Origin of the sequence: Cobetia sp. 10Alg 146, assembly GCF_029846385.1 — a bacterium.
In the GTDB taxonomy this organism is placed as follows: Bacteria; Pseudomonadota; Gammaproteobacteria; order Pseudomonadales; family Halomonadaceae; genus Cobetia; species Cobetia marina.
In genome coordinates this window covers 418,964-444,200 of the sequence record NZ_JARWKT010000001.1, presented here as the reverse complement: position 1 = coordinate 444,200, position 25,237 = coordinate 418,964, and the positions used below count along the sequence as shown (strand labels likewise).

The 25,237-nt window shown below is 63.7% G+C and carries 18 protein-coding genes; all 18 read left to right on the top strand.

Going from position 1 to position 25,237, the window contains the following annotated elements; all coding sequences use genetic code 11:
* Positions 1-5: 5 nt before the first annotated feature.
* On the top strand, positions 6-401 hold the full coding sequence (locus QD172_RS01805) for a hypothetical protein (protein WP_279854699.1): 396 nt from the start codon (positions 6-8) through the stop codon (positions 399-401).
* Positions 402-404: 3 nt separating this feature from the next.
* Positions 405-1,052, top strand: a complete 648-nt coding sequence (locus tag QD172_RS01800) for a DUF6682 family protein (RefSeq protein ID WP_271302947.1) — start codon at positions 405-407, stop codon at positions 1,050-1,052.
* Positions 1,052-1,669 (top strand): hypothetical protein, encoded by a 618-nt coding sequence (locus QD172_RS01795; protein ID WP_279854698.1) that lies wholly within the window; start codon positions 1,052-1,054, stop codon positions 1,667-1,669. Before QD172_RS01800 ends, QD172_RS01795 begins: the two co-directional genes overlap by 1 nt.
* Positions 1,669-2,103, top strand: coding sequence for a hypothetical protein (locus QD172_RS01790; protein ID WP_141392752.1), 435 nt, complete (start codon positions 1,669-1,671; stop codon positions 2,101-2,103). Before QD172_RS01795 ends, QD172_RS01790 begins: the two co-directional genes overlap by 1 nt.
* Positions 2,096-2,734 (top strand): hypothetical protein, encoded by a 639-nt coding sequence (locus tag QD172_RS01785; protein ID WP_279854697.1) that lies wholly within the window; start codon positions 2,096-2,098, stop codon positions 2,732-2,734. Before QD172_RS01790 ends, QD172_RS01785 begins: the two co-directional genes overlap by 8 nt.
* Before the next feature lie 9 nt (positions 2,735-2,743).
* Positions 2,744-3,274 carry a hypothetical protein gene (locus tag QD172_RS01780; protein ID WP_279854696.1) on the top strand — a complete coding sequence of 177 codons (531 nt, stop codon included), beginning with the start codon at positions 2,744-2,746 and terminating at the stop codon, positions 3,272-3,274.
* Positions 3,275-3,284: 10 nt separating this feature from the next.
* A complete protein-coding gene (locus tag QD172_RS01775) occupies positions 3,285-5,843 on the top strand; it encodes a transglycosylase SLT domain-containing protein (protein WP_279854695.1) in 2,559 nt (852 codons plus the stop codon).
* 33 nt (positions 5,844-5,876) lie between these two features.
* Positions 5,877-13,121 (top strand): hypothetical protein, encoded by a 7,245-nt coding sequence (locus tag QD172_RS01770; RefSeq protein WP_279854693.1) that lies wholly within the window; start codon positions 5,877-5,879, stop codon positions 13,119-13,121.
* A 56-nt stretch (positions 13,122-13,177) separates the two neighbouring features.
* Positions 13,178-13,600, top strand: a complete 423-nt coding sequence (locus QD172_RS01765; RefSeq protein ID WP_141392407.1) for a hypothetical protein — start codon at positions 13,178-13,180, stop codon at positions 13,598-13,600.
* A gap of 13 nt (positions 13,601-13,613) precedes the next feature.
* Positions 13,614-15,449 (top strand): hypothetical protein, encoded by a 1,836-nt coding sequence (locus QD172_RS01760; protein WP_279854692.1) that lies wholly within the window; start codon positions 13,614-13,616, stop codon positions 15,447-15,449.
* The gene (locus QD172_RS01755) at positions 15,446-15,715 is read left to right on the top strand and encodes a hypothetical protein (protein ID WP_271302954.1); all 270 of its coding nucleotides are present in this window, start codon (positions 15,446-15,448) and stop codon (positions 15,713-15,715) included. Before QD172_RS01760 ends, QD172_RS01755 begins: the two co-directional genes overlap by 4 nt.
* A 1-nt stretch (position 15,716) precedes the next feature.
* Positions 15,717-18,455: a hypothetical protein gene (locus tag QD172_RS01750; RefSeq protein WP_279854691.1), complete on the top strand. Its 2,739-nt coding sequence runs from the start codon at positions 15,717-15,719 to the stop codon at positions 18,453-18,455.
* Between the two features lie 40 nt (positions 18,456-18,495).
* Positions 18,496-18,696 (top strand): hypothetical protein, encoded by a 201-nt coding sequence (locus QD172_RS01745; protein ID WP_279839922.1) that lies wholly within the window; start codon positions 18,496-18,498, stop codon positions 18,694-18,696.
* Between the two features lie 81 nt (positions 18,697-18,777).
* Positions 18,778-19,146, top strand: coding sequence for a hypothetical protein (locus tag QD172_RS01740; RefSeq protein WP_279854690.1), 369 nt, complete (start codon positions 18,778-18,780; stop codon positions 19,144-19,146).
* The gene (locus QD172_RS01735; RefSeq protein ID WP_141392413.1) at positions 19,143-19,427 is read left to right on the top strand and encodes a hypothetical protein; all 285 of its coding nucleotides are present in this window, start codon (positions 19,143-19,145) and stop codon (positions 19,425-19,427) included. Before QD172_RS01740 ends, QD172_RS01735 begins: the two co-directional genes overlap by 4 nt.
* Positions 19,424-19,975 (top strand): glycosyl hydrolase 108 family protein, encoded by a 552-nt coding sequence (locus QD172_RS01730; RefSeq protein WP_279854688.1) that lies wholly within the window; start codon positions 19,424-19,426, stop codon positions 19,973-19,975. Before QD172_RS01735 ends, QD172_RS01730 begins: the two co-directional genes overlap by 4 nt.
* Positions 19,972-21,678 (top strand): hypothetical protein, encoded by a 1,707-nt coding sequence (locus QD172_RS01725; protein ID WP_279854687.1) that lies wholly within the window; start codon positions 19,972-19,974, stop codon positions 21,676-21,678. The genes QD172_RS01730 and QD172_RS01725 overlap by 4 nt, the downstream gene beginning before the upstream one ends.
* Complete coding sequence (locus tag QD172_RS01720; RefSeq protein ID WP_279854686.1) at positions 21,668-25,237, top strand: hypothetical protein; 3,570 nt, start codon at positions 21,668-21,670, stop codon at positions 25,235-25,237. The genes QD172_RS01725 and QD172_RS01720 overlap by 11 nt, the downstream gene beginning before the upstream one ends.

Here is a 25,237-nt window from a genome sequence, read left to right as displayed (position 1 = left end):
ATCCCATGCCTACGAATCTCGTATCCGATATCGACCGGCACGTCTCCACGAAGCAGGGCCATTCGCTCAACTTCAAGGCCGAGGAACCGCGACCCGTCCCAGACATCGCGGTTCAAGCGTGTTTGACCGCTGGCTGCCGCGAAGCGGGTCAGGCGAAGCCGGCGACACCCAAGGCCGATGCCAAGACCGACACCAAGGCCGATGCCAAGAAGGGCGGCAAGGGCCCGACGGTCGGTGAAATCGCCGCTGCCATGCGCAAGATCATCGATGAAGACAACGCCGACAAGTTGACCTCCGACGGCGCTGTCCGCGTGGATGCCATCGAAGCCGAGCTTGGTCAGGACATCCCGGCGCATCTGCGCGATGCCGCTGCCAAGCAGATCGAAAAAGGCGAGGTGTAAGCCATGCCCATCACCGCCCGCGATGTCATCACCCGCGTTCGTGACACCACCCTGGATAACACCGAGGGCGGTGTCCGGTGGCTGGATGACGAGCTGATCCGCTATATCAACGATGCCTCTCAGGCCATCGTCCAGCTCAAGCCCAGCGCCCACCCGGTCAACACCACGATGCTGATGTCCCCCGGGACGCTCCAGCAGGCCCCGCAGGGGGCGATCGTGGTGATCGACGTGGTGCGCAACGTCAACGGGTCCTCGATCCGACGCATCGACCGTGATGTCCTCGACATCGGCCACCCGGACTGGCACCTCATGAACCAGCAGCCGAGTGTCCGCCACTACATGCTCGAGGCGCACGATCCGACGCGCTTCTACGTGTACCCGCCTTCCGACGGCAGTGGATCGATCAACCTGATCTATTCGGCCGAGCCGCCGATGGTCAACAGCCTCGATTCCACACTGCCGCTGGCTGCCACCTACCTGAATGCCTACACGGATTACGTGCTGTACCGCGCCTATTCCAAGGACGCGGAATTCGCCGCCAACCGTGAGCAGGCAGGCTGGTACTACCAGGCATTCACCCAGGGCCTGGGCGTGCGTATGCAGACCGAGCGTAATGCCCAAGGGGAAGACCCGACACCTGGAGCACCATAATGGACATCGCAGCCCTCACACAGGATACCGCCATCCATGTGGTGGGCTGCCCTGAGCCGACCATCTGGGTCGAACTGCGCAGGGCCGCACGCCAATTCTGTCAGGACACAGGCATCTGGAAGGTTCCCTTCCAGGTGTTTGCCGTTCCGGGGTTAGACCGTTACCCCATCGAGCCGGAAGGGTCGGCCACGGTGTCCTCCCTGGAGTGGATCGGCCTGGACGGCAAACGGCTCGAGGGCCGGGACAGCGAGGTCATGATGCGCAATCAGGACCCGAATGCCGAGCGCGGTCGCCCGACGCATTACTACTGGAGCCGTGCGGATGACATGGTCCTGGCTCCGGTGCCCGATTCTCAGTACCGCCTCGAGGGCGTCATGACGCTGATCCCTCGCCGGTCGGCCATGGATATCCCGGACTGGCTGGGCGAGCGGTGGGGCGAGGCCCTGGTGGCGTTGGCCGCTGCCTGGCTGCTCACCATCCCCGGCCAGCGCTGGACCGATGCCAACTTCGCCCGCGCCCAGATGGCCCGCTACCAGCAGTATGTGGCCCAGGCCAAGCGCCAGGCCGAAGGGCTGGATCAGCCTGCCACCCGCGTCGTGCGCTACGGGGGCTACTGATGCTGAATACCGTGACCTCAGTTCGTGAGCTTCGCACCCTGTACCCGTTCCTCGAGGAGGGGGTTGAGGCCATCCGGGCCAAAAGCCCCCAGGTGACCGAGATCGCGGCCGATGTCTATGCCGCAATCGCCTCGAACATGGCCGACATGGTGGTCCTCACCGACGGCGATCGCCCGTGGGGCTGGTCGGTCTACCACATCGAGACGGAAGCCACCGGGGACCGCGTGCTGCGGTCGTGGATGTCCTACATCCGGGTCGGGGCTCCCGCCGCCATGCTGCGCGACCTGTTGGATGGCATGGATGCGATTGCGGTCAATGCCCGCGCGGACAGGATCAGTTTCACCACGACGCGCCCGGCATGGGGCCGCAAGCTGGCCCCGGACGGTTACAAGGTCATGTCATTGGTATTCGAAAAGGAGGTGGACCATGGGTAAAGGCAGCTCGCCCAAGAAGCCGGAAGCCACGGCGGAAGAAAAGGAACTCGCCAAGCAGGGTGTCGAGAAGTGGAACCGCTACGCGACCATGTATGCGCCATTGGAAGACGACATGCTGGCCAACGTGGACCGTTCCACGACCAACCTGCGGCAGGGGCGGGGTAACGCCGACCTCATGCGCGAGGCGTCGAATGATTTCCAGCAGTCGTTCGGCAACGCCAACGTGGCCACCAGCCTGTCCAACCTCAACGCCATCAACTCGGCGCTCAAGGCGGCCGGCGCTTCCAACGCCTCACAGTCCGTGCTGGGGGATCGGCAGCAGCGGGACGGCAATACTCTCGCCGCGATCAACACGGGGCTGGGGATCGCGGGTCAGCAGCAGCAGAGCCTCACCCAGCTGGGCCAGCAGAACAACGCCGCGATGCTCGACACCTACCGGCGCGAGTCGGAAGCGGATATCGCCAAGAGCAATGCCCAGTTCGGCGCCCTCAACTCGCTGGCCACCATGGGCATGGGGAAATACCAGCAGTACACGAACAACAAGGCGCTCCGGCAGAGTCTGTTTGAGACGACCAACCCCAACGGCTTCACTGACCAGCTCGCAATTCCGGGCGGGTACAACCGCCAGTAAGGAGGCGCCATGAGCACTGTCCCGACAATCTCGCAGAGCGTGAGCCCCAACGACAACGCGGCCAAGGTCCTCAAGGCCCAGTGGGAGCGCTATCGCAACGCCTACACCCCGGTCGAGAACCAGCTGGCCGGGTCGATTGGCGAGGACTTGACGCGACCGGCCATGGCCCAGACGCAGGCGGCTAACGAGCGCAGCAACGCGGCCAATGCTCGCATGAAATCCCGCTACGGCCTGGCCGATATCAGCGGTGCTCCGGTGGCGGCCAACCAACAGCGCGCCAGTGCCCTGGCGACGTCCGATGCCTACAACACGGCCAATCTGGCGCAGATCGATCGCAACCAGAACATCCGCACCTCGCTGACGGATGTCGGACAACAGCTGGTCGGTCAGGCCACCGGGGGGCTGGTCAATTCCGCCGGCATGGCGTCGTCACGCAACCAGGCATACGAGGCGCAGAAGGCCAGCGCCGATCAGGCGCAGGATGCACAGCAGACGCAGATGCTCGCCACGGCTGCCATGGCCGCCATGATGTTTATGTGAGGAACGAAACATGGATTTGACCGCGATCGAGGCATTGGTGCGTGGTGGCCTGAAGGGCTACAACCTGGGCCAGCAGAATCAGATCGACCCGTACAAGGAAGCCCAGCTCGACATCGCCTCCCGGCAGTGGCAGGAGGGCGCACCCAAGCGCCAGGCGGACCTCGAGTACATGCAGAACGCAGCGGAAACGCAGCGGATGCAGCTCGACGAGAAGAAGCGCCAGCTGGCCACCGAACAATTCTACCGCTTCGATCAGCTCCAGACCGAGGCGGGTGGCGTCCTGCCCGCGCTCAAGACCGAGCCCGGTCGCCGGATGTTCCTGGATGCCTACAACAACAACCCCGTGCGCGAACGCATGGGGCTCCAACAGGTCGATGACCTGGACTACGTGGACGAGTCCAATTTCGCCGAATTCGGCATGGATGAACCTACCTTCCGCCAGCTCCAACAGGAGCACGGCAGCACCGGCATGCTGATCCCGCTGGCCCGCGACGCGGATGGCAACCTTACCCCGCTGCCGGATGCGGATGGTGATGGGGTGGAGGTCTATGGCGCCGAGTGGGCCCGCGACAATCTGCGCACGTTGTTCGACAGCTCCGGTAGCCTCGCCACTCAGTTCCAGAATCTGCAGGGCCCGACGCCGGGCATGGGCGCGTCTACCACGGTCACCCGCAACGGTGGCGCCAACCCGCTGGCCGTACCTCCACAGGCTGGTCGTCAGCCGCAGGGTGAGCCGCAGGGCCAACCGTCCATCGGCCGTCTCGGGATTCCAGCCGAGCCGGAAGCGCCCGCGAAACCCGTGCCGCCGATCTGGGAACGCTGGGGCGGTGATGAGTCCGAGGAGGAATCCACGGGCGGATTCCGTCGCAATGGCCTCGATATCGAGTACACCGGGGATGACAACGTCATTCAGAATGCCTACAACTCGGTCACCGATACTGTGGGCAAGGCGCGAGACAAGCTGGCGTCCTTCGCCGAGAAGGGGGTCGAGCAGATCGTCGGCACCGAGAACCTGAATGCCGGCAACGAACGCCTGGCCAACCTCGGCGCCGAGATCGATCGCACCTGGAACCGCATGATCGGGGCTGAAAGCAACGGCGAGCAGTTCGATAGTCAGGGCAAACCGCTGCGCTCCCCGAAGGGGGCGACAGGCATCGCCCAGGTGATGCCGGCCACCGCCAAGGAAGTCGCCGAAAAGAACGGCATTCCCTGGGACCGCGAGCGTTACGAAAACGACGCGGACTACAACATGCGGCTGGGGCGCGCCTACTACGACGAGCAGGTCGAAACGTATGGCGACCCGATCATGGCGGCAGCGGCCTATAACGCCGGCCCCGGAATGGTGAACGACTGGGTCAATGGCACCAACCACACCGGCCGCAACCGCTCCAAGCTCAAGCTCGGTGACCCGCGCAGCGCCGACGTCGATGTTGCGGAGTGGATCAACAAGATTCCGTTCAAGGAAACCCGCAACTACGTGGCCAAGACCACGGATGCCGGGCTTCGGGCCACGGCCAAGGGCGACCCGATTGCCCGCCGCGTGGTGGACGGCAAGGGCATCGGCCCCGGACAGGCCAAGCGAGTCATCACCCGCACCGCCACGATGGATGCCCTGGCAGATTCCTCCTCGGACCAGGAAATGACCGCTGCGATGAGCGGGATGGTGAACTCCCTGACCCCGAATGGTGCCTCGGCGACCTACTCGGTCAACTCCGGCACAGGGCGCCCGACGCATGCCCAGATCGCTCAGGCGGTACGCCTGCGCGCCGCTGGCTGGTTGGATGATGCCCAGTTCAAGCGCTATGTGGACACCGGGGTCGTTTCGGCCGATGCGGTCCAGCTGATTGGTGCCGCCATGCAGCAGTCCACGGCACTGGCGTCTAACGATATCGCCCAGCAGCAGCAGACAGCACGCACCTTGATCACCGAGCAGGGTAAGACACTCCGTGAGGGCATCAAGGCCAAGGGCGATGCGCGGGATGATTTCCAGAACGTCGCCGATACCATCGACACCATCACCAATACAGCCACCGACCGTTATCAGGCGATGGGACTGGATGAAGAGACGCTGGAGCGCGTGCTGCCCCGGATGCGTACCGATATCCGCGATGCGTATGACCTGTTCCCGAGTGGCCTGCAGGGCACCGACTGGAACAACCAGGCCGTGGCCAACGGCTACGTGCGTCTGCAACAGCTCAGTCAGCAGTTGCAGACCAACAATGACTGGATTCCTGACTCACTGGAGCGTGCGTTCAAGGATAACGAGCACCTGGAGAAAGACCCGGCAGCCCTGTTCCTGGCGGCACAGAACCCGGAAATCTTCAAGACGGTCGAAGGTGCAGAACAATACGACGACGCCCGGAAACGCTACAAAGAAGCCATGAACGGGCAAAACCTTTATCAGTTCGCGGATGACCCGAGGGCCCGCACCGAGGTGCTGTTGCAGGTAGACAAACGCCTGCGAGCCGAAGGCAGCGATTTCAGTGATAAGGTCCGCCGCGACTATATCCTTGGGGATGAGATCGGCAAGCTCAAAGCTGCGCTAGGCCAGGGCGGCGCAGGTCGTTAAGATAAGCACAGCTTATAAACAGAGAGGCGCCCAATGGCCTATGAAAACCTGATCCGCGACGAGCTGGCCCGCCGCAATGCACAACCCCAATACTCGCTCGAGACTCAGCGCCCGGACGCCCAGTTCGGGGGCACTCAGAACGCGCCCTTGTCTTTCGGCCGCAGTTTCTCGGGAGGTGTGCAGGAGTTCAAGGGCGGGATCAAGTTTGCCGGCGCGATGCTCCAGGACATGTTCGGCGAGGCAGATCAGGCGCTGATCGATTCGGCCCTGCGCGACATGCGAGAGGGGCAGGACATCGCGGCAGGGGCTCCGACGTTCCATGACGTGCTGGATTCCGGCACGCCCGGCGTACTGCGCGATTGGGCGGTCACGACCTTGGGCCGTCTCGGCCCGGATATCATCGAGGGGATGGCATCCGCCACGATCGGCGCAGCCCTTGGCGCGGCTGCCGCAGGTCCGGTGGGCGCTGCCGGCGGTGCAGCGGAAGGTCTGGCCATGCGCACCACCATGAAGACCATGCTGACCAAGGAGCTGCGCGACTCCCTGGAGCGCGTGGCCAAAGGCCGTGGCACCGGACTCGATCAGAACATCCTCGACAACACGCTGCGCGCCACCATGGCACAGCGCGGCGCGCTGTACGCGGCCACCGCCGGGGGCTACCCGCGTTCGGCCGGCGAAGCCTACCGCGAGTCCCATGAAGCAGGTGATCCATCCCCCTGGGGTGCAGCCGCCATCGGCGGCGGCATGGCAGCCCTCGATGCCGTCGCGGCCAATCAGGCGTTTGAAGTGGTCGGCGGGCTGTTCAAGCAGTCCGGCCGCTTGGGGACTGATCTTGCCCGGCAAGCCCCTTCATTGCTGGCGCAGACCGGCCGCAAGGTCGGGAAAGCCACCGTGGCGGAAGGCGGTACCGAGGCAGCGCAGGAGGAGCTGTTGATTCAGTTCCGTGACTACCTGCAACCAGGCTATGCCAGCACCGAGGAAGCCCGTCACCGTCGTATCGAGTCCGCCGCTGCAGGCGCCCTTGCGGGTGCCGCGCGTGGTGCCGCGATCGATGCCCCGATCGGCATGCTCCAGGGCGCTGGCCGCAATGTGGTGGAAGGACGCTCACCGCTGGATGACGGCACCACACCACCCGCTGATGGCACCCCGGGAGCCCCGACACCGGATGCCGGCCCGTCGCTGCGTGAGCGCGCCGACGCTTTCGCCTCCCGCTTCGACCCCGTCGTGGACGACCGTGGTTATGTGGTCAACACCCGCCGCCCGCAGCCGGAGCCCCAGGCGCAGCCCCAGGCACAGCCGCAGGCAGCCCCGGATGATGCCGGTGTCGTCATGCCGGAAGGCCAGGCCGATGTGGATGCCCAGTTCCGAGCGGCCATGGACCCGAATAACCCCAAGCGGGGCGTCGAGGTCAACAGTGCGTCACCGGCCCCGACCGGACTGGCTGATGCCGCAGACGTGTACTCCGCACGTACACGCAACGGCACCTTCTATACCCGCGATGCCGAGCTGGCCCAGCGGGTCGAGCAAGAGGGTGGCAGCGACGCCATGATGGCCGAGGCCCTGGGCTATGGCCGGTCCAAGCAGGACATCGCCCCTGACCGCGCGATGGCCGCTGCCGTGCGTGACGAGAACAACGCTGTCATCCATTCCGAAGTCATCGACCGCGATGACCAACCGGCCGCTGCCGAGCGCCTGAAGAACTACGGGGGCCGCGTCGAGTTCACGAGCCTCGAGCAGCACCTGGCGGATCGGGAAGCGCGGGCCAACGCCAAGCCGGCGGCGAAGCCTGCCCGCACGCACGACAAGCATGGCAATCCGTTGCTGATCTCGGATGAAGAAGCCGCTGAAATCCAGGCCGCAGACCGGGAAGGCAGACCCGCCCCGGCTCGCAAGTTCGACCTGCGCAATGGGCCCGCTCGCCAGCAGGCGCAACCGGCCCCGCGTCAGGACTTCACCCCGGAGCCTGCCCAGCCGCAGGCGCAACCGGCACCGCGTCAGGACTTCACCCCGGAGCCCGCCCAGCCGCAGGTTCAGCCGGCACCGCGTCAGGACTTCACCCCGGAGCCCGAGCAACAGGCCGCTCAACCAGCCCCGCGCCAGGACTTCACCCCGGAGCCCGCCCAGCCGCAGGCCCAGCCGGCTCCAGGGCGCAAGTTCGACCTGCGCAATGGCCCCGCTCGCCAGCAGGCCCAACCGGCACCGCGTCAGGACTTCACGCCCGAGCCGGCGCAATCGCAGGCCCAGCCGGCCCCGCGTCAGGACTTCACCCCAGCGCCAGAACAACCGGCTGCGCAACCGGCCCCGGCTCGCAAGTTCGACCTGCGCAACGGGCCCGCCCGCCAGCAGGCGCAACCGGCACCGCGTCAGGACTTTACCCCGGAGCCCGCCCAGCCGCAGGCCCAGCCGGCCCCGCGTCAGGACTTCGACCCGGCGGTTGGTTCCGAGCCCCGCGACATGAAGCTCACCGGCCGCGAGCGTCCCGCCAGCCGCGAGGACTTCGAGGACCCGGACCTGGCACAGGATGCCTCGGACGCCCGACTCGATCAGGCGATCAACGACATCTTCCTCGATCGCCAGGGAGTGGACCGCGATGCGGATGGCCGCGCGCTGGTGTACGACGTCTTCACCCCGGAGCCCCAGGGCACCCGCCCGGTTACCGCGATGGCCGAAGGGGCCATGATCGACGAGGTCAACCCAGGGGCAGGCCGCAGCGCCGGTATCCAGACCCGGCCGCAACAGCTCGACCCGACTGCCCTGACGCGCCGCGACAAGGGCTATGACATGCGTGCCCGCAGTGCGCCAGTCCAGAACCTCGGCTGGCGCCCCGTGACCGAGAACATGGCCACCACCCTGATCACTACGCCGCAAGGGGACCAGCACCTGGTGCCGACCGCGATGGTGAAGCAGGCTCAGGAACTTCAGCAGCGCTTCCCCAACGATGAATTTACGTTCGCCAACAAGCGCGAGAACGGTGCGGAGCACTACGCCCTGGTCCGCCGCCGCGATCCGACCGAGGCCGAGCGGGATTCCGCGTTCCATGCCCAGGATGGCACGGTGCAGGGCACCACCGAACGGGTGATGAATGCCCTCGATCGTGGCCGCTGGACCGGGCGTGAGGAGCCGCGCAACGACAATGCCAAGCGCTACACACTGCGCATGACCGGCCCGAATGGACAGTCGATCTGGGTCAACCCCAAGGTACTGGCTGCCGCCGGCATGGACGTCTCGCAAGGGCTCGGGGGCAACACCACGGCACAGCGCTCACGCACTGGCCTGGCCACCGCACTGGCCGTGCTGGATGACAGCGGTTACCGCATCGCGGCCTGGGCACCGAACACCGAGGCATCGCCAGCCCTGCAGCAGGCGACCAGCTTCGTGCAGTTCAAGAATATCTATGGCCTGCCATTCTCGGTCATGGGGCCACGTATTGCGGAAATCCGGCTGCGTGATTCGGACGCGATCACCGAGCAGCAGCGCGTGCTGTTGCTGTCGCACCTGTCCGCGATTCCGACGCGCCGCAACAAGGAAGGCAACCTGGCCTGGACTCAGGACACGCTCAAGCGATTCCGTCGCTCCCGCAAGATGCTGCACGACCAGGGCATCACCATGCCGTCTGAGTATGAGCAGAACGAAGCGGGGGACATCCTGTTGGCTCCGGGCCTGCACGGCGCCATCGAGATCGTGACCGATACCGACATCGCCTGGCCGTCGGATCAGGCGCGAGCCCTGTGGGAGGACATGAACGCCGATCAGCGTACCGCCCTGATCCATGAGTACGGTGACGCGGTCAGCCTGGTGCAGCTCGACACCGTGATCGATGGTCCGATCGACCATGTCCCCAACGATGTGATCGCCGCGCTCAACGAGCAGGCCAAGCACGAATGGTTCCTGACCGAGCAGGAAGGCGGGGTGGATACCCGCGAGCGCAAGATCGAAAGCCGGGGCTCCACCGCGACGCCGCGAGAAACGCGCCGTCTCAAGGAAACCAGCCACGACACCTTCGTGGACGAGAGCCTGCCGACCTGGGTCGCGGATGTGACCCACCTGGCCCGTCGGGTGACCAACCTGCGCCAGCGCGTACTGGTGGCCACCGACACCACCTCGATGGAAGACCTCAACGAGGCCATGAGCGAGAACGGGCACCTCCACATGGAGCGCACCCCGGCGATCCGGCAGAGCCTCGAGGATACGCTGGCAGGCAAGCGTAGCGCCGCCGGCACGACCATTCATGTCGGGGATACCTCGGTCATCTTCCTGCGCAGCCTCACCGACGCCAACGGCCGTCCCCGCACGGACGCCATGGCGATGGTGATGACGCATGAGCTGGGCCATGTGGCCTACCGCGATCACCTCAACACGCTGATCAAGGACAAGCGCCGGTTCAACACCCTGTACCGCGCCTATGAGAAGGACCGCCGGGAAGGACTGGTGCATCAATACGAGGACCCGAAAACCGGCTTCGAGGAGTGGGTCGCCGACCGTTATTCCAGCTGGATGCACCGCCGCGTGCGCAGCAACCAGGCCATGGTGGCCAAGGCCGGCGCATTCGCCGAGCTTCGCACCAAGCTGCGCGGCCTGTTCGACGGCGTGAAGCGCCAGATGACGGCACTGGTGAAGAAGGGCGAGATGGCGCTGCCGACGCGGATGAAGGGCAACAAGACCGCCGACAGCTTCTTCGACACCCTGGCACAGACTTCCGAGCTGCAGGAGCGGGTCATGCGTCTGGAGCGGGAGACGACGACCGGCCGGAACCGCTTCAATGCAGACGCGCACGCCGAGCTGCGGGAGGCCCGCCGCGAGCTTCATTCCCTCCGCAAGCAGGCATGGGATGGTGCCGGTGTCGAGGCGAGCCGTGAACAGTTCGAGCAGGCCGTCGAGACAGCACAGAAGGCACGCGCTCGCCGTGATGCCCAGCAGGCTGCGCGGGATGCCCAGAAGACGGCACGCGAGCGCAATGCCCAGGCCCGCGAAGCCATGCTGCGTGCCGACCAACAGCAGGACTGGCTGGCAGGACTGGTCGATGACGGCCAGCGCCCGCCGCGAACCGATGGCATCCCCCAAGGCGACCTGGACGGCTTGCAGATCGTGCGTCAGATGGCACAACGCGCCCGTGAACGCGGACAGCAGGCCCGCCGCATGCCGGTGGTCCCCAACCAGCCAGGGCTCCCGGTCGCTGATCCGCTGACCGAGAGCGTGGCCGACATCGTGGCGGATAACGCGGGCAGCAGCTGGTTCACCCGCAGCCAGCAGTGGGTCAATGACCGCTCGCCGCGTTTCCTCAAGACCGGGGCCCGTGCCCTGCGTGACATCGTCTACACCGATGACAGTCGCCTGCGCCAGATGGGACCGCGCGGTGCCCGGATCGCTGGTATGTTCTGGAGTGCCCCAGGCACTCGCCGCGACGCCACCACCGCCGGCTACATGAACCGCCGCGAATCGGAAACCGCCGATTGGTTGCGCAAGTTTGACCAGGCCATCCCGGACAACGAGCGCCGCGCCGAGCAGGTCATGACCCTGGTGCAGCGTGAAGTCCCCCGCGATCAGCTGCCACAGGACGCCTTGCCGCTGTTCGACTTGATGACCGAGCTGGGTCAGCACCTGGAAACCCATGTGAACGGCTTCAACAGCAAGAGCGTCTACGGGACGCGCGTCTATAACGTCTCCGAGATGATGGCGCGGCCCGAGGAGTTCAAAGCGTTGATCATGAAGGCCGACAGCAGCATCGACACGGCGTCGGCTGACAGCATCTTCATGGCCATCACCCAGCAGGGCGGCCAGGTCGAATTGCAGACAGCGGATCAGGCCGGCGCCGGGCCAGGGCTCAATGCCAAGGCCGCGCGCGTCCTGACCAACGTCAGCAACGCCGACCTTCAGGCGGGCAAGTTCCTGGAGACACCGAAGTCCTCCTTCGTGATGCACATCCGCTCGGCCATCCACCGTGCCGAGTTCGAGCGTGCCTTCGGGGCGGAGCGCGATGGCAAGGCCGTCGTCGAGGACCTGGAATACCGTCGCTCACAGGGGCAACCGATCGACGAGGATTACCTGGCCAAGCTCAAGCACCGCGTCGAAACCAGCCAGGACCCGGTCATGGTCTACGACCCGGCGGCCAAGGTGAAAAACGAGATCGACCAGCTGGAAGGACAGGACCAGGTACTGGCCCGCGAGATCGTCGAGAACTACATGGGGCGCAGCAACCGCCTGTTCGGCAAGCAGCTGCCGCCCAAGGTCGGCCGTGGACTGTCCGCCGTCGGGGCCTACGTCTACATGACCACCCTCGGTCTGGCGTCCATCTCGCAGGTGACTGATCTGGCGACTACCGCGATGCGCATGCACAGCACGTCGGCATTCAAGGACCTGTACCAAACGCTGACCCAGTTCACCCGCGAGGAGCGCGCCGAGCTGGCCCGCCGTGTTGGCACCGTGCAGTCGCAGATGACCATGGATGCGCTGCACAACAGCTACGGTAACGACTTCATGACACCGGAAGTCCGCTGGGCTACGGACGTGTTCTTCAAGATCACGGGCCTCCAGGCCATCACGGATCATAACCGGGCGCTTGCCACCCAGATGGGGCTGGGCTTCATCACCCGTGCCACACGCAAGGCCAATGAAGGGGACGCCACGGCGATCCGCCAGCTGCAGGACCTGGGGCTGACGCCGCAGGATGTCAGCGCGTTCTACAGCGAGGGGCAGAATTTCGACACGCCGGCCGGCGAGAAATTGCGCCAGGGACTGTATGCCTTCGTGGACGAGTCCATTTTGCGTCCGAATGCGGCCATGCGCCCCGGCTGGGCCTCCAATCCGTGGTTCTCGCTGTTCTGGCAGCTCAAGTCCTTCGCCTGGGGTGGCAAGAAAATCTTCATCGACGGTGTGGCCAGGGAATATACCCAGCGGCGTCGGGAAGGGCAGAGCATCCTGGCTTCGACGGCCAGTGCCCAGGTCGGGATTGCCATGGGGCTCCCGCTGGCCTTCGCCGCCGTCATGCTGCGCGACATGGCCAAGGAAGGGTTGAACAGTACCTTCGACGACGACGAATACGATTGGCGCGCCTTCGACACCGACTGGGCGTCCGGTGGCGGTATCACCGAGCTGGTCGATAGGGCAGGGCTTCTCGGGCCCTTGTCCCTGGCCGTGGGTGCATACAGCGGCATGGATTACGGGCGCCCCGTCGGCGTCTCGCTTGCAGGGCCGGCGGCCGAACGGGCCTACAGCCTTGTCCAGGGGGAGTATGGTCGAGTCGGCCGGGATTCCATCCCGTTGCTTGGCCTGGTCCTATAACACCGGCTACAATATAAGCACTGCTTATTGCAGCCAACTTTTACGAGGAATGACTAATGGCAGCTTTTTCCGACTACCTGGAATCCGGCATCTTGAATGCCACTCTGCGCGGGCAATCGCTGTCCACGCCGTCTTCCATCTATATCGCCCTGTTCACCTCCGACCCGACCGATGAAGCGAGCGGCAACGAGCTGACCGATTCCGCGTACCTGCGTCAGGATGCGGCCAAGGGCGAGACGATCAGCAACGGCTGGACCGCACCGACCGTGTCGGGCGACGGCATGATGTCCTCCAACGCCAAGGTCATCCAGTTCCCGCCGATCGCCGATGGCTCCGTCACCATCAGCCACTACGGCATCTTCGACGCCCAGACCGGCGGTAACCTGCTGTACCACGGTGCTTTCACTGTCTCCAAGACCCTCGAGGTCAATGACGTGCTGTCCGTCGATATCGGCGGCGTGCAAATCATTCTCCGCTAAGGGGTAACTGCCCATGTTCGCGCCGCTGAATGGTGCGCCGCTCAACGGCGGCGCGACAGGACTCTGGGCAGAAGGGACTGCCTCCGCCGAGGCGCAGTCAACGGCAGACAATTCCCGTCGCACTCGGGCCAAGGCCAAGTCGGCCGCGACGGCGTTCATGGCAGCCGATGGCTTGCGCCCCGTGTTCGCGGAAATCGACCTTTACGCCGATGCGGATACCACAGCGGATATCCGTGTTACGAAAACCGCTGACTCCACGGTGGTCAGCGTTTCTGAGCAGACAGCTGCTGCCGTCCGGCAGGTGGTCCCGGATGCCATCCTCGACGCTGTCAGTGATACCGAGGGCGAGTATTGGCGCCACGCTTATATGGGCGGCGAGGCCATCAGCGAATCGGATGTGGTCGCGGCAGAACCCTCGAGCCGGGAAGTCGCACTGGTTTACATGGGGGGCAGTATCGAGGCCCGGAGCTTCGCCCCCGATGTCCCACCTGACCGCACCGCCTGGGCCAAACTGGTCCGTGCCCGTACCCAGACCATCAGCTGGCTGGATGAATCCGACGTCGATGTCCTGCGGGTCCGTCAGCGGTATGCCGTGGGGACAGCGGTCGCCAGGTCGTCTACCCGTGCCGTACCCAACACGATCCTGGGTTACAGCCAGGTCTATGTGCAGTCCGAGTCGGTCACCGATCCCGACAAACTCTGGCTGGTGCGCGGCGTGGAAGGGCAGAGTACCGGCGAGGTGGACGCCACGACGCGGACCTCTCGCATTACGGTTATCGAGGGCAACCCGATCGGGGAAGCCTTCACGCATATCGCGCCGACCATCACCCGCGACGGCGTGGCCTACTCCTACGCCACGGGTCAGAGCGAGGCCGAGGCCGAGCAGTGGTTCAACGCGCTCAACTACACCTGGGCCCCGGCGGGGGTGTCTCCCGCGCAGAGCGACGCGATCCTGACGCCCTACATGGATCGGGATGGACGCGGCGATGTAGTGGCCACCGCCGGCACCGCGATCGTGACCCGTATCAATCCCTGGGTCTTTGCCAAAGGGCGCGCGACCGTGACGGCGCAGACCGAGGCCGAGCCAATCCATTACCGCTCGATCTATGGCGAATCCGTCATGGAGCCGACGGCCGAGACACAGGCCGAGCCGATCCATTACCGCTCGATCTATGCCGATGCCGTACTCGATGCCACGGCGGACTCCGAGGCCGAGCCGACGCACTACCGCTCGATCTATGCCGAGGCGGACCTGGTCGCCATCGCAGACCCGGTGGTGAAGGCCAATCGCCTGCGTTGGGTCGGGATGGATGGCAGCACGACCGCCCGATCGGATCAGCTGGCCGAGGCCATCCGCTACCGCTGGGTCGGTATGCGGGCCAAGGGGGTGGCAGTCAGCGCTCCGGTGGCCGAGGCCGTGCGCTTGCGCTGGGTCGGCATGGAGGCCCTGGCGATTTCGGTCAGCGACCAGCTGGCCGAGAACGGGGTCACCTATCGTGCCAGTGCCAACGACGCCTATGCCAATGTGATCTCGATCGCGGATAACCGCCGTTGGACCTCGGGCCAGGGCACCAGCCACAGCTACGCGCGCGGTGGTACCACTCAGGTCACCATCTTCCACGTCTGGTATGCCAAGTCGCTCATGCGGCCCACGGCGGACCAACGGGCCGTGGCTTTCCGCATCACCTCAGCACCCCCAGGCCAATGCACTGCGCGGGCCAGTGTCGGGCGCGGGTCCTTCATCATCAATCCCGGCGCCGCTGCCCCTGATCGCCGCACCATCGTGGTCCCGGCAACTGATCGCAGCATGACGGTCGCGGCGACCAACAGGGAGTACCAAGTCGCATGAAGACATTCCGCAAGCAGCCCAGGGACCACCTGGATTACGACATCGTCATGTCCGAGTGGCTATCGCCCGGCGACGAGGTCGAGAACCTGGAAATCGTGGACCCGCCCAGTGGCATCGAGGTGACACAGACCTCGGTGTCTCCTGACCGGGTCAAGTTATGGATTACCGGCGGTGAAGACGGGCAGAGCTACAAGTTCACGGTCCTGATTTACACCGAATCGCGCACCAAGGAAGTGGATTTCCTGATCGTCGTCACGGAGCTTTGATATGGCCCAGCTATTCCTGAACAACTGCTATGGCGTCCTGGACACCCCAGCCGCTGCCAGCGACACCACGCTGGTGCTGACGCAGATGCATGGATTCCCTGACACGATGGGTGAGGGTGACTGGTTCACGCTGACCGTGTTTGCCGATTCCTCGCGCTACGGGGTCAACATCGAGGTCGTGAAGGTCACGGCGATCGATGACACCCTGCTGACCGTCGAGCGTGGCTACGAGGGCGATGCCGTGGCCCACGGGGCAGGGGAGCGAGTCGAGGCCCGGCTGACCGCTGATGCCATGCAGCGTCTACGCGACCTGGCGTCCTTGCCGTCCTGGGAGGTTGGCGACGTGCGTACCGTGGCAGTGAACACCAAACTGCCAGATGACTGGGCCCCGCTGGATGGGCGTACTATCGCCCGTGAGAGCGCAGCTGGCCTGGCAAGCACACAGTTCGGCGCCGTTTTTGAGGCAGTGACTGCTCCAGCTTCCCAGGGGCTCAAGGACGCCATCGAAGCTGTGCGCCCCCGCCCGACCCTGACGGCCGGCGGCAAGGTCTACACGACCTTCTTTGGTGGTATCAAAATCTTCGACGCCACCAACGATTACGCTGTGCTGTTGGATCAGGCCCCTCTGGGGACACCGACGTTCTATGCGGGCTTCTTCCTGGATGATGCGGGCGTCGTTTATCACGCGCCTGCTGCGGCGGGTATCGCCCTCCAGCGATCTGAGGACGGCGTATCATTTACCGATGGCATCTTGCCCCCGGAAGGCTATTCATGGTTCGGCTCTCTACATGCAACGAAAGATAACGGCCGCCACATCATCGGGGCTATTGATAGCGAAAATTCCTGTTTCCTTACGGAAGTCACAGCGCTGTCATCTTCCGGCACTGTTATCAACATGGTTCAGATGGGTATGGAGGGGATCATCTATGGCTTCTTGAGACCGCCCTGTGCCGGCCGTTATATCGAAGAAGTGGCGATCGATTACAACTCAGGAAACGTCACGGTTACTGGGTATGACATCTTCAACCAACAGCCTGTCTATACGATCGGAGGCGGCAATTACCAGCTTGGTTTTTCTACTAGTCTCGCGGCGGACGCCCATAAAAATGATGGCGCTTGGCGCTTGGATATACAAGCAAATGGCGGGACGTACACATTCCAGCGACTGGACCTGAGTAGTGGGAGTCCGGGCGCCTTGACAAAGTTGGCGAGTTTCGACACCAAGGGTGAGGTCACTTATTCAGGACCCGTTCTTGGTTCTCACTTCGCACTTTTCAAAGATGAAACCGGAGCAGCGCTGCTGCTTAATGTTTATACCGGCGAGGAATCCTACATCCTTCCTGAAGGCACTCTGATCGGATATGAGGATGCCGCCCCCATCCCAGACAACGGCAACGTGTTGTTGTATTCACCAGAAGCAGGTGAGTCCCTCGACATACTTAATTCGTTCAAACCAATTACACCAGGCGATGTTGTTACCGCAAATGTTGTGCAACTCAACGATGCCATAGTCCAGTTAGTACAAAAAGAAGCTATCGGTGAGAATGCAGATCAAGCCCCGATCGGCTTGGCGATAGAGGAGGGAGGTTATTGGGCGTGGACCAAAGATCGTGTCAATAACACCGATGGTTATTCGGTTGTCACCTCCGCTGATGGCCAGACTTGGGCCCGCGCTTTCTCATCTTCCAAAGGCTTCATTGCGAAGCCACACGGGTACTCGCCAGGTGCAGGCGTGTATGAGAACGGGAAACTGATGTATCTGGGGCCGAGACGCGACAGAGATGGTTCCATCATTGCTGGAGAGGTCGGCGCGCTCTATATCGCCACCGACGACGGGCTGGTAAGTCCTGGGTATATCTATTCGTCTGACCCAGTGGTTGATGATGTTACTTACGTGATACCGCCTTCCGAGGGGACGCCGCCAACCGTGTTTCATACAACGGGGGAGATATCCGGTGCCCTCTTGAACTCGGCTACCAAGTTGACTCGAACCAGCGGTTCCTACAATGGCTACTACCAGGACACTTCCCCGATACTTTCCGGGCGCACGCCATTCCCTTGGCCAGACGGGTGGGATGCTATGGATATCATCCATGCGTCATGCAGGGCGATGTACAGCACGTCTGGGAGTAAGGTTGCCCTCCGCATCGCAGTCACAACCCTCCATGGTTTCATCGTGGTTACCATGTACGACGATGGCGCTTATGCGATCGAGTTGAAGTTGTCGAAAGCTGAGTTTCTATCGCGATATATGCGGGACGGGTTCGAGTCAGTGTCTATAAATAGCCGCTTTACTGGGGTCCAAATACTCGCTGCCGGGACAAAATTATTCGTCGGGTATGGAGATCGTGCAGCCTTGATGACCCTGGACGGCAAAATATTGGAAGACCACCATGACCTGGACTCCAATGCTATGGCTCCACGGCAAGCGATCGGTAACTATTTTCTTCTGTATGTAGGGAGCAGTCGTTTCCGTTTGCTAGATGATCAGGGAGAACTTGGTAAAGCGCAATTCAAGTTCTCTGGGTCTACCTCGGCAAGGAAACCCGAGGTTATTGAAGCCGGTGGAGGCAAGTTCATCTTGGATTGGGGTTCACCGTCAATCATAAGGGACGGGGGGCCGCACGTAGGTGAACTGACTGAGACAACGATCAGCCTATTTGATCCCGCTACCCAGTTCTACCTCCCGGATGTCCCCACCGGGTCCGACCACACGCTGAACTACGTGAAAATCCGCTAACCCACATCGCCCCCGCCAAGCGGGGGCCCTGGAGTCTGCAATGCCTGCGATCGTCCTGAAAATCCTCACCAGTATGGCCACCACGCTGCTTACCGAGCGGTTCCTGCTCAACCTGCTGATCGTCCTGGCGGAACGCCTGGCAAAAAGCACCAGCAACACGCTGGATGACCAGATCGTCCGCGAGCTGAAACGCGCCGTTGAAGGCAGCAAGCCCACTCTGTATAGCGAAGTGAAAAAGTAGCCCCGCATAATAAGCAATGCTTATAATGGCTACTCCGGCGCAGTGCAATTCATGGGCGTCAAGCGATAGGAGGGATGGCAATTGTCGGATGAATTGAAGCGCATTGCCGCCGAAAATACCGCCCAATGGGTTGTACCAGCGCTGATCATATTCGGGGCCGTTCTGGTCAAATGGCTCTATTCAAAAACAAGACGGTCATGGTTCGACTGGCTACGGTATCTGACCGTATCAGTCTTCGTAGGCGGGGTAATGAATTTGTACTTGGCGGACATTCCCGACCAGGACATGGGTCCAGGGGCAAAAGGCGCGATTCTCGCATTGGTGGTGCTGGTCGCTGATCACATCCTGACGGGAATCTTCAAGGTGGGCGCGGAATTCGCCCGTGATCCGCACGAGTTCATGGTGAATTGGTCCACCACATTGCGGGACATCTGGAGGGGAAGGAAATGATCACTGCTGTCTCCTGGCTCAACGTCATTGCATCCGTCGTCGTGATATTCGGCGCGGTTCTCACTGCCCGAATCGTGCCGAAAGGCCGACGAACGGACCTGCTGATCATGGAAGCCATGATCGCCGTGACCTACCTGATCCTGATCAATTCGCGGGGGATTTATGCCTTCGCGTTCACGACCAGCTCCGTGGCATGGCACCTGTTCGATAGTGCTGTGCTGTTCTACATCGTCTTCCAACAACGGCGGGCCTGGTATATCCGCCGGAGGCTCCCGCGATGATGACATTTGGTGTGGCATTCGAGCGCGTCATTGGCCATGAGGGTGGGCTATCCCTGTACCGCCGTGACCCAGGCAACTGGACAGGCGGCAGCGTCGGGGTCGGGGTGCTGCGTGGCACCCGCTTCGGTATCAGTGCGGCCCGCTATCCGAGAGAGGACATCCAGAATCTGACCCTCGATCGGGCCAAGCAGCTTTACCACCGCGACTTCTGGGATCGCGCCCAGGCGGACCAGTTCCCGCCGGCCGTGGCCTATCAGACCTTCGACGCCGCCGTGAACCACGGGCCCGGTACCGCGATCCGGTTCCTGCAGCGCGCACTCGATGTCGCGGATGATGGCCGTGTCGGAGCTGTCACCCTGGGCGCCCTGGAGCGTGCCGACATCGACGACGTGCTCAAGCGGTTCAATGCCGAGCGCATCCGCTTCTACGTGAAGCTGTCCTCCTTTACTGACTTCGGGCGCGGCTGGATGGAACGGGTGGCCACCAACCTGGAATACGCGGCGGATGACTACAACGCCCCCTGGCATGTGCAAGTGGAGGCCGCATGAGAATCCTGACCTTCGAGGGCATGGCGCCCCAGGTGGACCCATCGCGCCTGGCCGAGGGTCTGTCCGAACGCGCGGTGAATGCCGGGTTCCAGCGCGGTGCTCTGACGGCACTGCCCGTGAACTTCGCCAGCACCAACTACAGCAAGCTCAAGGGCAACCGCACGGGCGGGCTCAAGACGGCCGAGTCGATGTTCTACTCGCACATGGCCGATGCCTGGTTCGTCTTCACCGATCAGGTGCGTCGCGGCATCGACTCCCTGATCGCCCCGCAGGACGAATGGCGGCGCATCTATTTCGCGGACTCGACAGGGCCGCGCTACACCATCGGCGACAACTACTCTGACAACTCGGTGAACATCACGCCGACGTCCTACCGACTGGGAGTGCCTGCCCCGGACGGTGCCCCCCTGGCGCGGCTCGCATCCGAGTCCATCCCGGAGGGGATGGAGGAAGAAGACCTCAACCGCCAGCGGGTGGTGTATGTCTTCACCCTGGTCGATGACCTGGGGCAGGAAGGGCCGCCCTCGATCGCGTCCGGCGGGGTCGAGGTGCCGATCGAGTTCGACTTCAGCGTCACGGTCGATTTTCCCCTGGGCAACAGCGACACCGGCCAGCGCCGGTTCACGGGCGCGGCCCGCAAGCGCGTTTACCGCTCCACGTCCGGTTCCAGCGGCACCTACTTCCAGTACGTGGGCGAGGTGGCCTATACCCAGGCCAGCTTCACCGACACGGTGCCTTACGGGGAAGAAGCCGAGGTGCTGCCCACCGACAGCTGGCACCCGGCACCGGACGAGATCAAGGAGATCGACGCGGTCGGCTCCAACTTCCTCGCCGGCTTCTACGGCAACATGCTGTGCTACTCCGAGGTCAAGCTGCCGCACGCCTGGCCCTATGAGTACCGTTTCCCGCTCAAGACCCAGATCACGGCCATCCAGTCCACGGCCAACGGTCTGTTCGTCGGGACCACCGGCAAACCGTACTGGTGCTATGGCGCGGACCCGCAGGCCGCCGTCCCGCAGGAAATGGACTACGACTACCCATGCCTTTCACGCGACAGCGTTGTCGATGTGGGCGGTTTCGTCGTGTACGCCAGCCACGACGGCCTGGTCGCGGTCGATGGCCAGCAAGCCCAGCTGCTGACCGGCGGCATCTTCACCGCTCAGGACTGGAAGGACCTGGACCCGGCGACCCTCAAGGCGTTCGCCTTCGAAGGCCGCTACCTGTTCTATGTCCCGCTGACCGACACGCTCTACGCCATCACGCCCAGTGACCCGCGCTCGCTGACCCTGGTGTCATCCGGCTCCGCCGAGCTGTTCAGCAAGATGACGTGCGCCGCGCGGGACAGCCGCCACGATCGCACCATCCTGGTCGCCGACGGCTTCGGCATCCCCAACCTGACCGAGGTCATGAGCACCGCCGCCGGCAACGTGTCCTGGACCAGTCGTGTCGTGCGTGATCGCCCACGGGCCTTTGGCCTGGGGCAGGTGATGGCCTCGGAATACCCCGTGACGCTCACCATCCGGGGCGATGACCGCGAGCTGACCCTGGCGGTGCAGAGCGAGGACCCGTTCCGGCTGCCGGCCTGGGGCCGCAAGCGCGAGTGGCAGCTGACCCTCGAGATGGATTCCAAGGGGGACAGCCGCCGGGCCATCTATTCCGCCGTCCTGGCGGGGTCCACACAGGAGCTGGTCTATGGCGCGTAAACGCATCACGGCGCTGCCGGACATCCCGCGCGACGCCACGCCGACACTCCGCCGTTGGATGGAGGCCATGAAGGAGGCCACGGAAGTGCGCCTGGGCCGGCGCGGTGATCCGGGCGAGGCTGCCGTCACCTTCAACGACCTGGTGGACAGCGGTCTGGTGCAGGGGCTGGGGCGAATCAATCCGCTGACCGGCCTGCCGACGGTGCTGCCGGTCGGTGACGGTGGCGACCTGGCCACGCCGCCGCGACCCACGGGCGTCTACGCCCTGGGGGTGTTCGACGGCATCCACCTGTTGTGGGATTTTCCGGGCTCCCGCTACCAGATTCGTGTGGTCGAGATTCGCCGGGGCCAGACCAACGACTTCAACGAGTCCGATGTCCTGGGCTCCGGGGCCGGGGCCAGCTACTTCGATGTCATCCCGGGCGAGGAGGCGCAGACTTTCTGGTACTGGCTGCGCTTCGTGAACGCCTTCGGCACCGTGGGCCCGTGGTCTGAAGCCGTGTCGGCCACCAAGATCGCGGACATCGGCTACCTGATCGAGCGCCTGACCGAGGAAATCGACGCCTCCTATCTGGCCGAGGAGCTGCGCAAGGAAATCGAGCTGATTTCGAACTTCGAGCCGGGGTCCGTGAACAGCCGCTTGAAGACCGAGACGGATGCTCGGGTCCAGGCGATCCTCGAGGAGCACCAGGATCGGGTCAAGGCCCTGCAGGCGGAAGCCAAGGCCCGCCAGCAGGCGGTCAGTGCCGAGGCCAAGGCCCGCGCCGATGCCCTGGTGGATGAAGCCAAGGCCCGGACGGCGGCGATCGAGGCCAACCGCGAGGCATGGACGTCAGAAACCGAGTCACTGGCCCGTGAAACCGAGTCCCTTCGCTCCACGGCACAGGGCCTGGGGAGTGAGATCGACAGCGTCCGCCAGGCCAGCGTGAAAGGGGACGAGGCCCTGGCCCGGACCCAGGAAACGCTGACCGCTGCCAGCAACAAGGCATTCGCGGACCTGGCCACCGAGCGCCAGGCGCGGATCAACGGCCTGAATGCCCTGACCACCAGCTTCGAGAGCCAGATCGCCCAGGTGGCCGAGGACTATGAAGCGGCCATCCTCGAGGAGCGCACGACCCGTATCCAGCAGGGCGAGTCACTGGCCCGTGACCTGGGGCAACTGTCCGCGCGGGTCGATAGCAACGTGGCCGACATCACACGGGAAGAACAGACCCGCGCCAGTGCGATCAGCGCCTTGAGCAGTGCCGTCGAGAGCATCACGGCCCGCCTCGATGCCACACCCGTATGGGTCAGCAGCTTTGAAGACGGGGCGGACTACGATCGCTGGAATGCCCCCGGCGGGGCCACGATTTCGGCCTACACCGCTGATGACTTCGGCGGCGAGCAGTCTGCCGTGATCGGCTACAGCGGCAGCAATCCGTCTTCGGGCGGCGCGACGGGCGGGGTCAACGCCCAGATCACCGAGAGCATGGCGCAGAACTTCTCCGAGAAGCGCATCCGCGTGACGGGCTATGCCAAGCGTTTCCCCACCGCCAGCCAGGCATCGAGCGAGTTCGCCGTGGCCTACTCGACCGCCGAGGTGGGCAACAGCGGCTGGCAACGGTTCCCGGTCGAGGACGACTGGACCCTGTTCGAATTCCTGTGGGACGTGCCGGCGGCCAACAACGGCGGGGCTGACTACCTCGGTATCTGGGGCGACACCAGCAACAGCGGCAAGAAGGTGCTGATCGACCTGATCAGCATCCAGCCGGCCGCCACCGAGGAAGACCTGCCGGCCATCACCGCCGCGATCAACGAGGAGGCCAGCGCTCGGGTGGCCGGTGACCAGGCCAATACCCAGCAGATCAACACGGCCAAGTCGCAGCTCAATTCGGCCATCGCCGAGGCCAATTCGGTGCGCGAGACGGAAGTGAAGCGCGTCGATGACCGGGTGACCAGCGTCAGCCGCAAGGTGGACACGACCCGCAATGCGCTGGAAGGCAGCATCGCCACCACCAACTCCCGCCTGGTGTCCGAGGTCAAGGAGCTGGAGAACGGCATCAACGCGGCCAGCGGCAAGATCGACAACGTGGAATCGCGTCTGGGGGACACGATCAGCGACGTCCAGTCGGAGCTGAACAGCGAGGCGAAGCGCCTGGATGGCCGGATCAACACCACCAGTAAGAAGATCGATACGACACGCTCCCAGCTGGAAGGGAAGTTGAGCACCGCACAGACCGAGCTGACCAGCGAGATCGAGAAGGTCGATAACCGTGTCACCTCGACCAGCCGCAGTGTTACCAACGTGCGCAACGAGCTGAAGGGCGATGTCTCGGGCGTGCGCAACTCGCTCAACAGCGAAGTGAAGGAGCTGGAAGACTCGATCAAGAGCACCAACACAGCATTGACCAAGGCGCAGTCCCAGATTGGCAAGGACGTCGCGGCCGTGGAAACCAAGCTCGGGACCGAGGTCGGCAAGATCAACGGCGAGCTGACGACGCTGAATTCCTACTGGTATGCCAAGGTGCAGACCAACGGGCTGATCGGCGGCTTCGTGGTGGGCAACAACGGCGACAGCATCGACGCCATTTTCGATGTGGACCGCTTCGCCGTGGGTCGGACCAGCAAGGATGCCCGCAAGCCGTTCATCATTGCCGGCGGTGACACCTACATCAACAGCGCCCTGATTGCCGAGGCATCGATCCAGGAAGGGCAGCTGGGGCCGATCACCATCGGCAAGCTGACCAAGGGCGACGGCACCCCGATCACGACCGTGGGCGGGTTGATCCGCGCCGACGCCATCGAGGTCAACAACCTGGACGTGCGCAGCGCGGCGCGCTTCTCCGGTGACGTGTTCTCGGACAACTTCCAGTCAGGGAAGACCGGGTGGGCCATCCTGCAGAGCGGCTATGTCGAGTTCAACGACGCCATGATCCGGGGCAACCTGGAAGTGCAGTCGATCACGGTCAACGGCCAGTCGCCCTTCGGGGCACTTCGCCTGAATGACAACGACGAGCGCCGCAGCGCCAGCCTGACTGGGGGTGGTAACAGCTATGGGCACCGGGATGCGGATTACCGCGAGATTTCCGCCAGCCATGTGGCCACACAGAAACTGTCCAAGATGCCATCCGGTTCCCGCTTGAGCCTGACATCCTATCCACGGGTCGCGGCCTCAATGAGTGGTCGCTACGGCAGCGGTAGTCTTCAGGACCGTACCGGCGATGGTGGCGATTATTGGGTCGCGCGCACGGGGGCGATCAAATGGTTCGTTCGTGTGCGAATCCGCACCTGGATCGACGGCAAGTTGGTGCTCGACAAGAGCCACACGCAGTCGGACGAAAGCAAAGGGTCGCGGGGTGAAGGGCGGCCACAGCCGACCGCAAGCCATGACTATTACCACCCGAAAGCGCGGGGTGGTTACAACATAGAATACAAGTACGATGCCTATCGTTCGACTTCGACCATCAAGACCCAGACAGACGTTTCGGTGAAGGGGTGGGTCTATAACGGCGGGCTCGGGATTTCCTTCGATTCCGATGGCGGCAATATCACGACAGGCGACGTCTTCAGACTGGGGTAA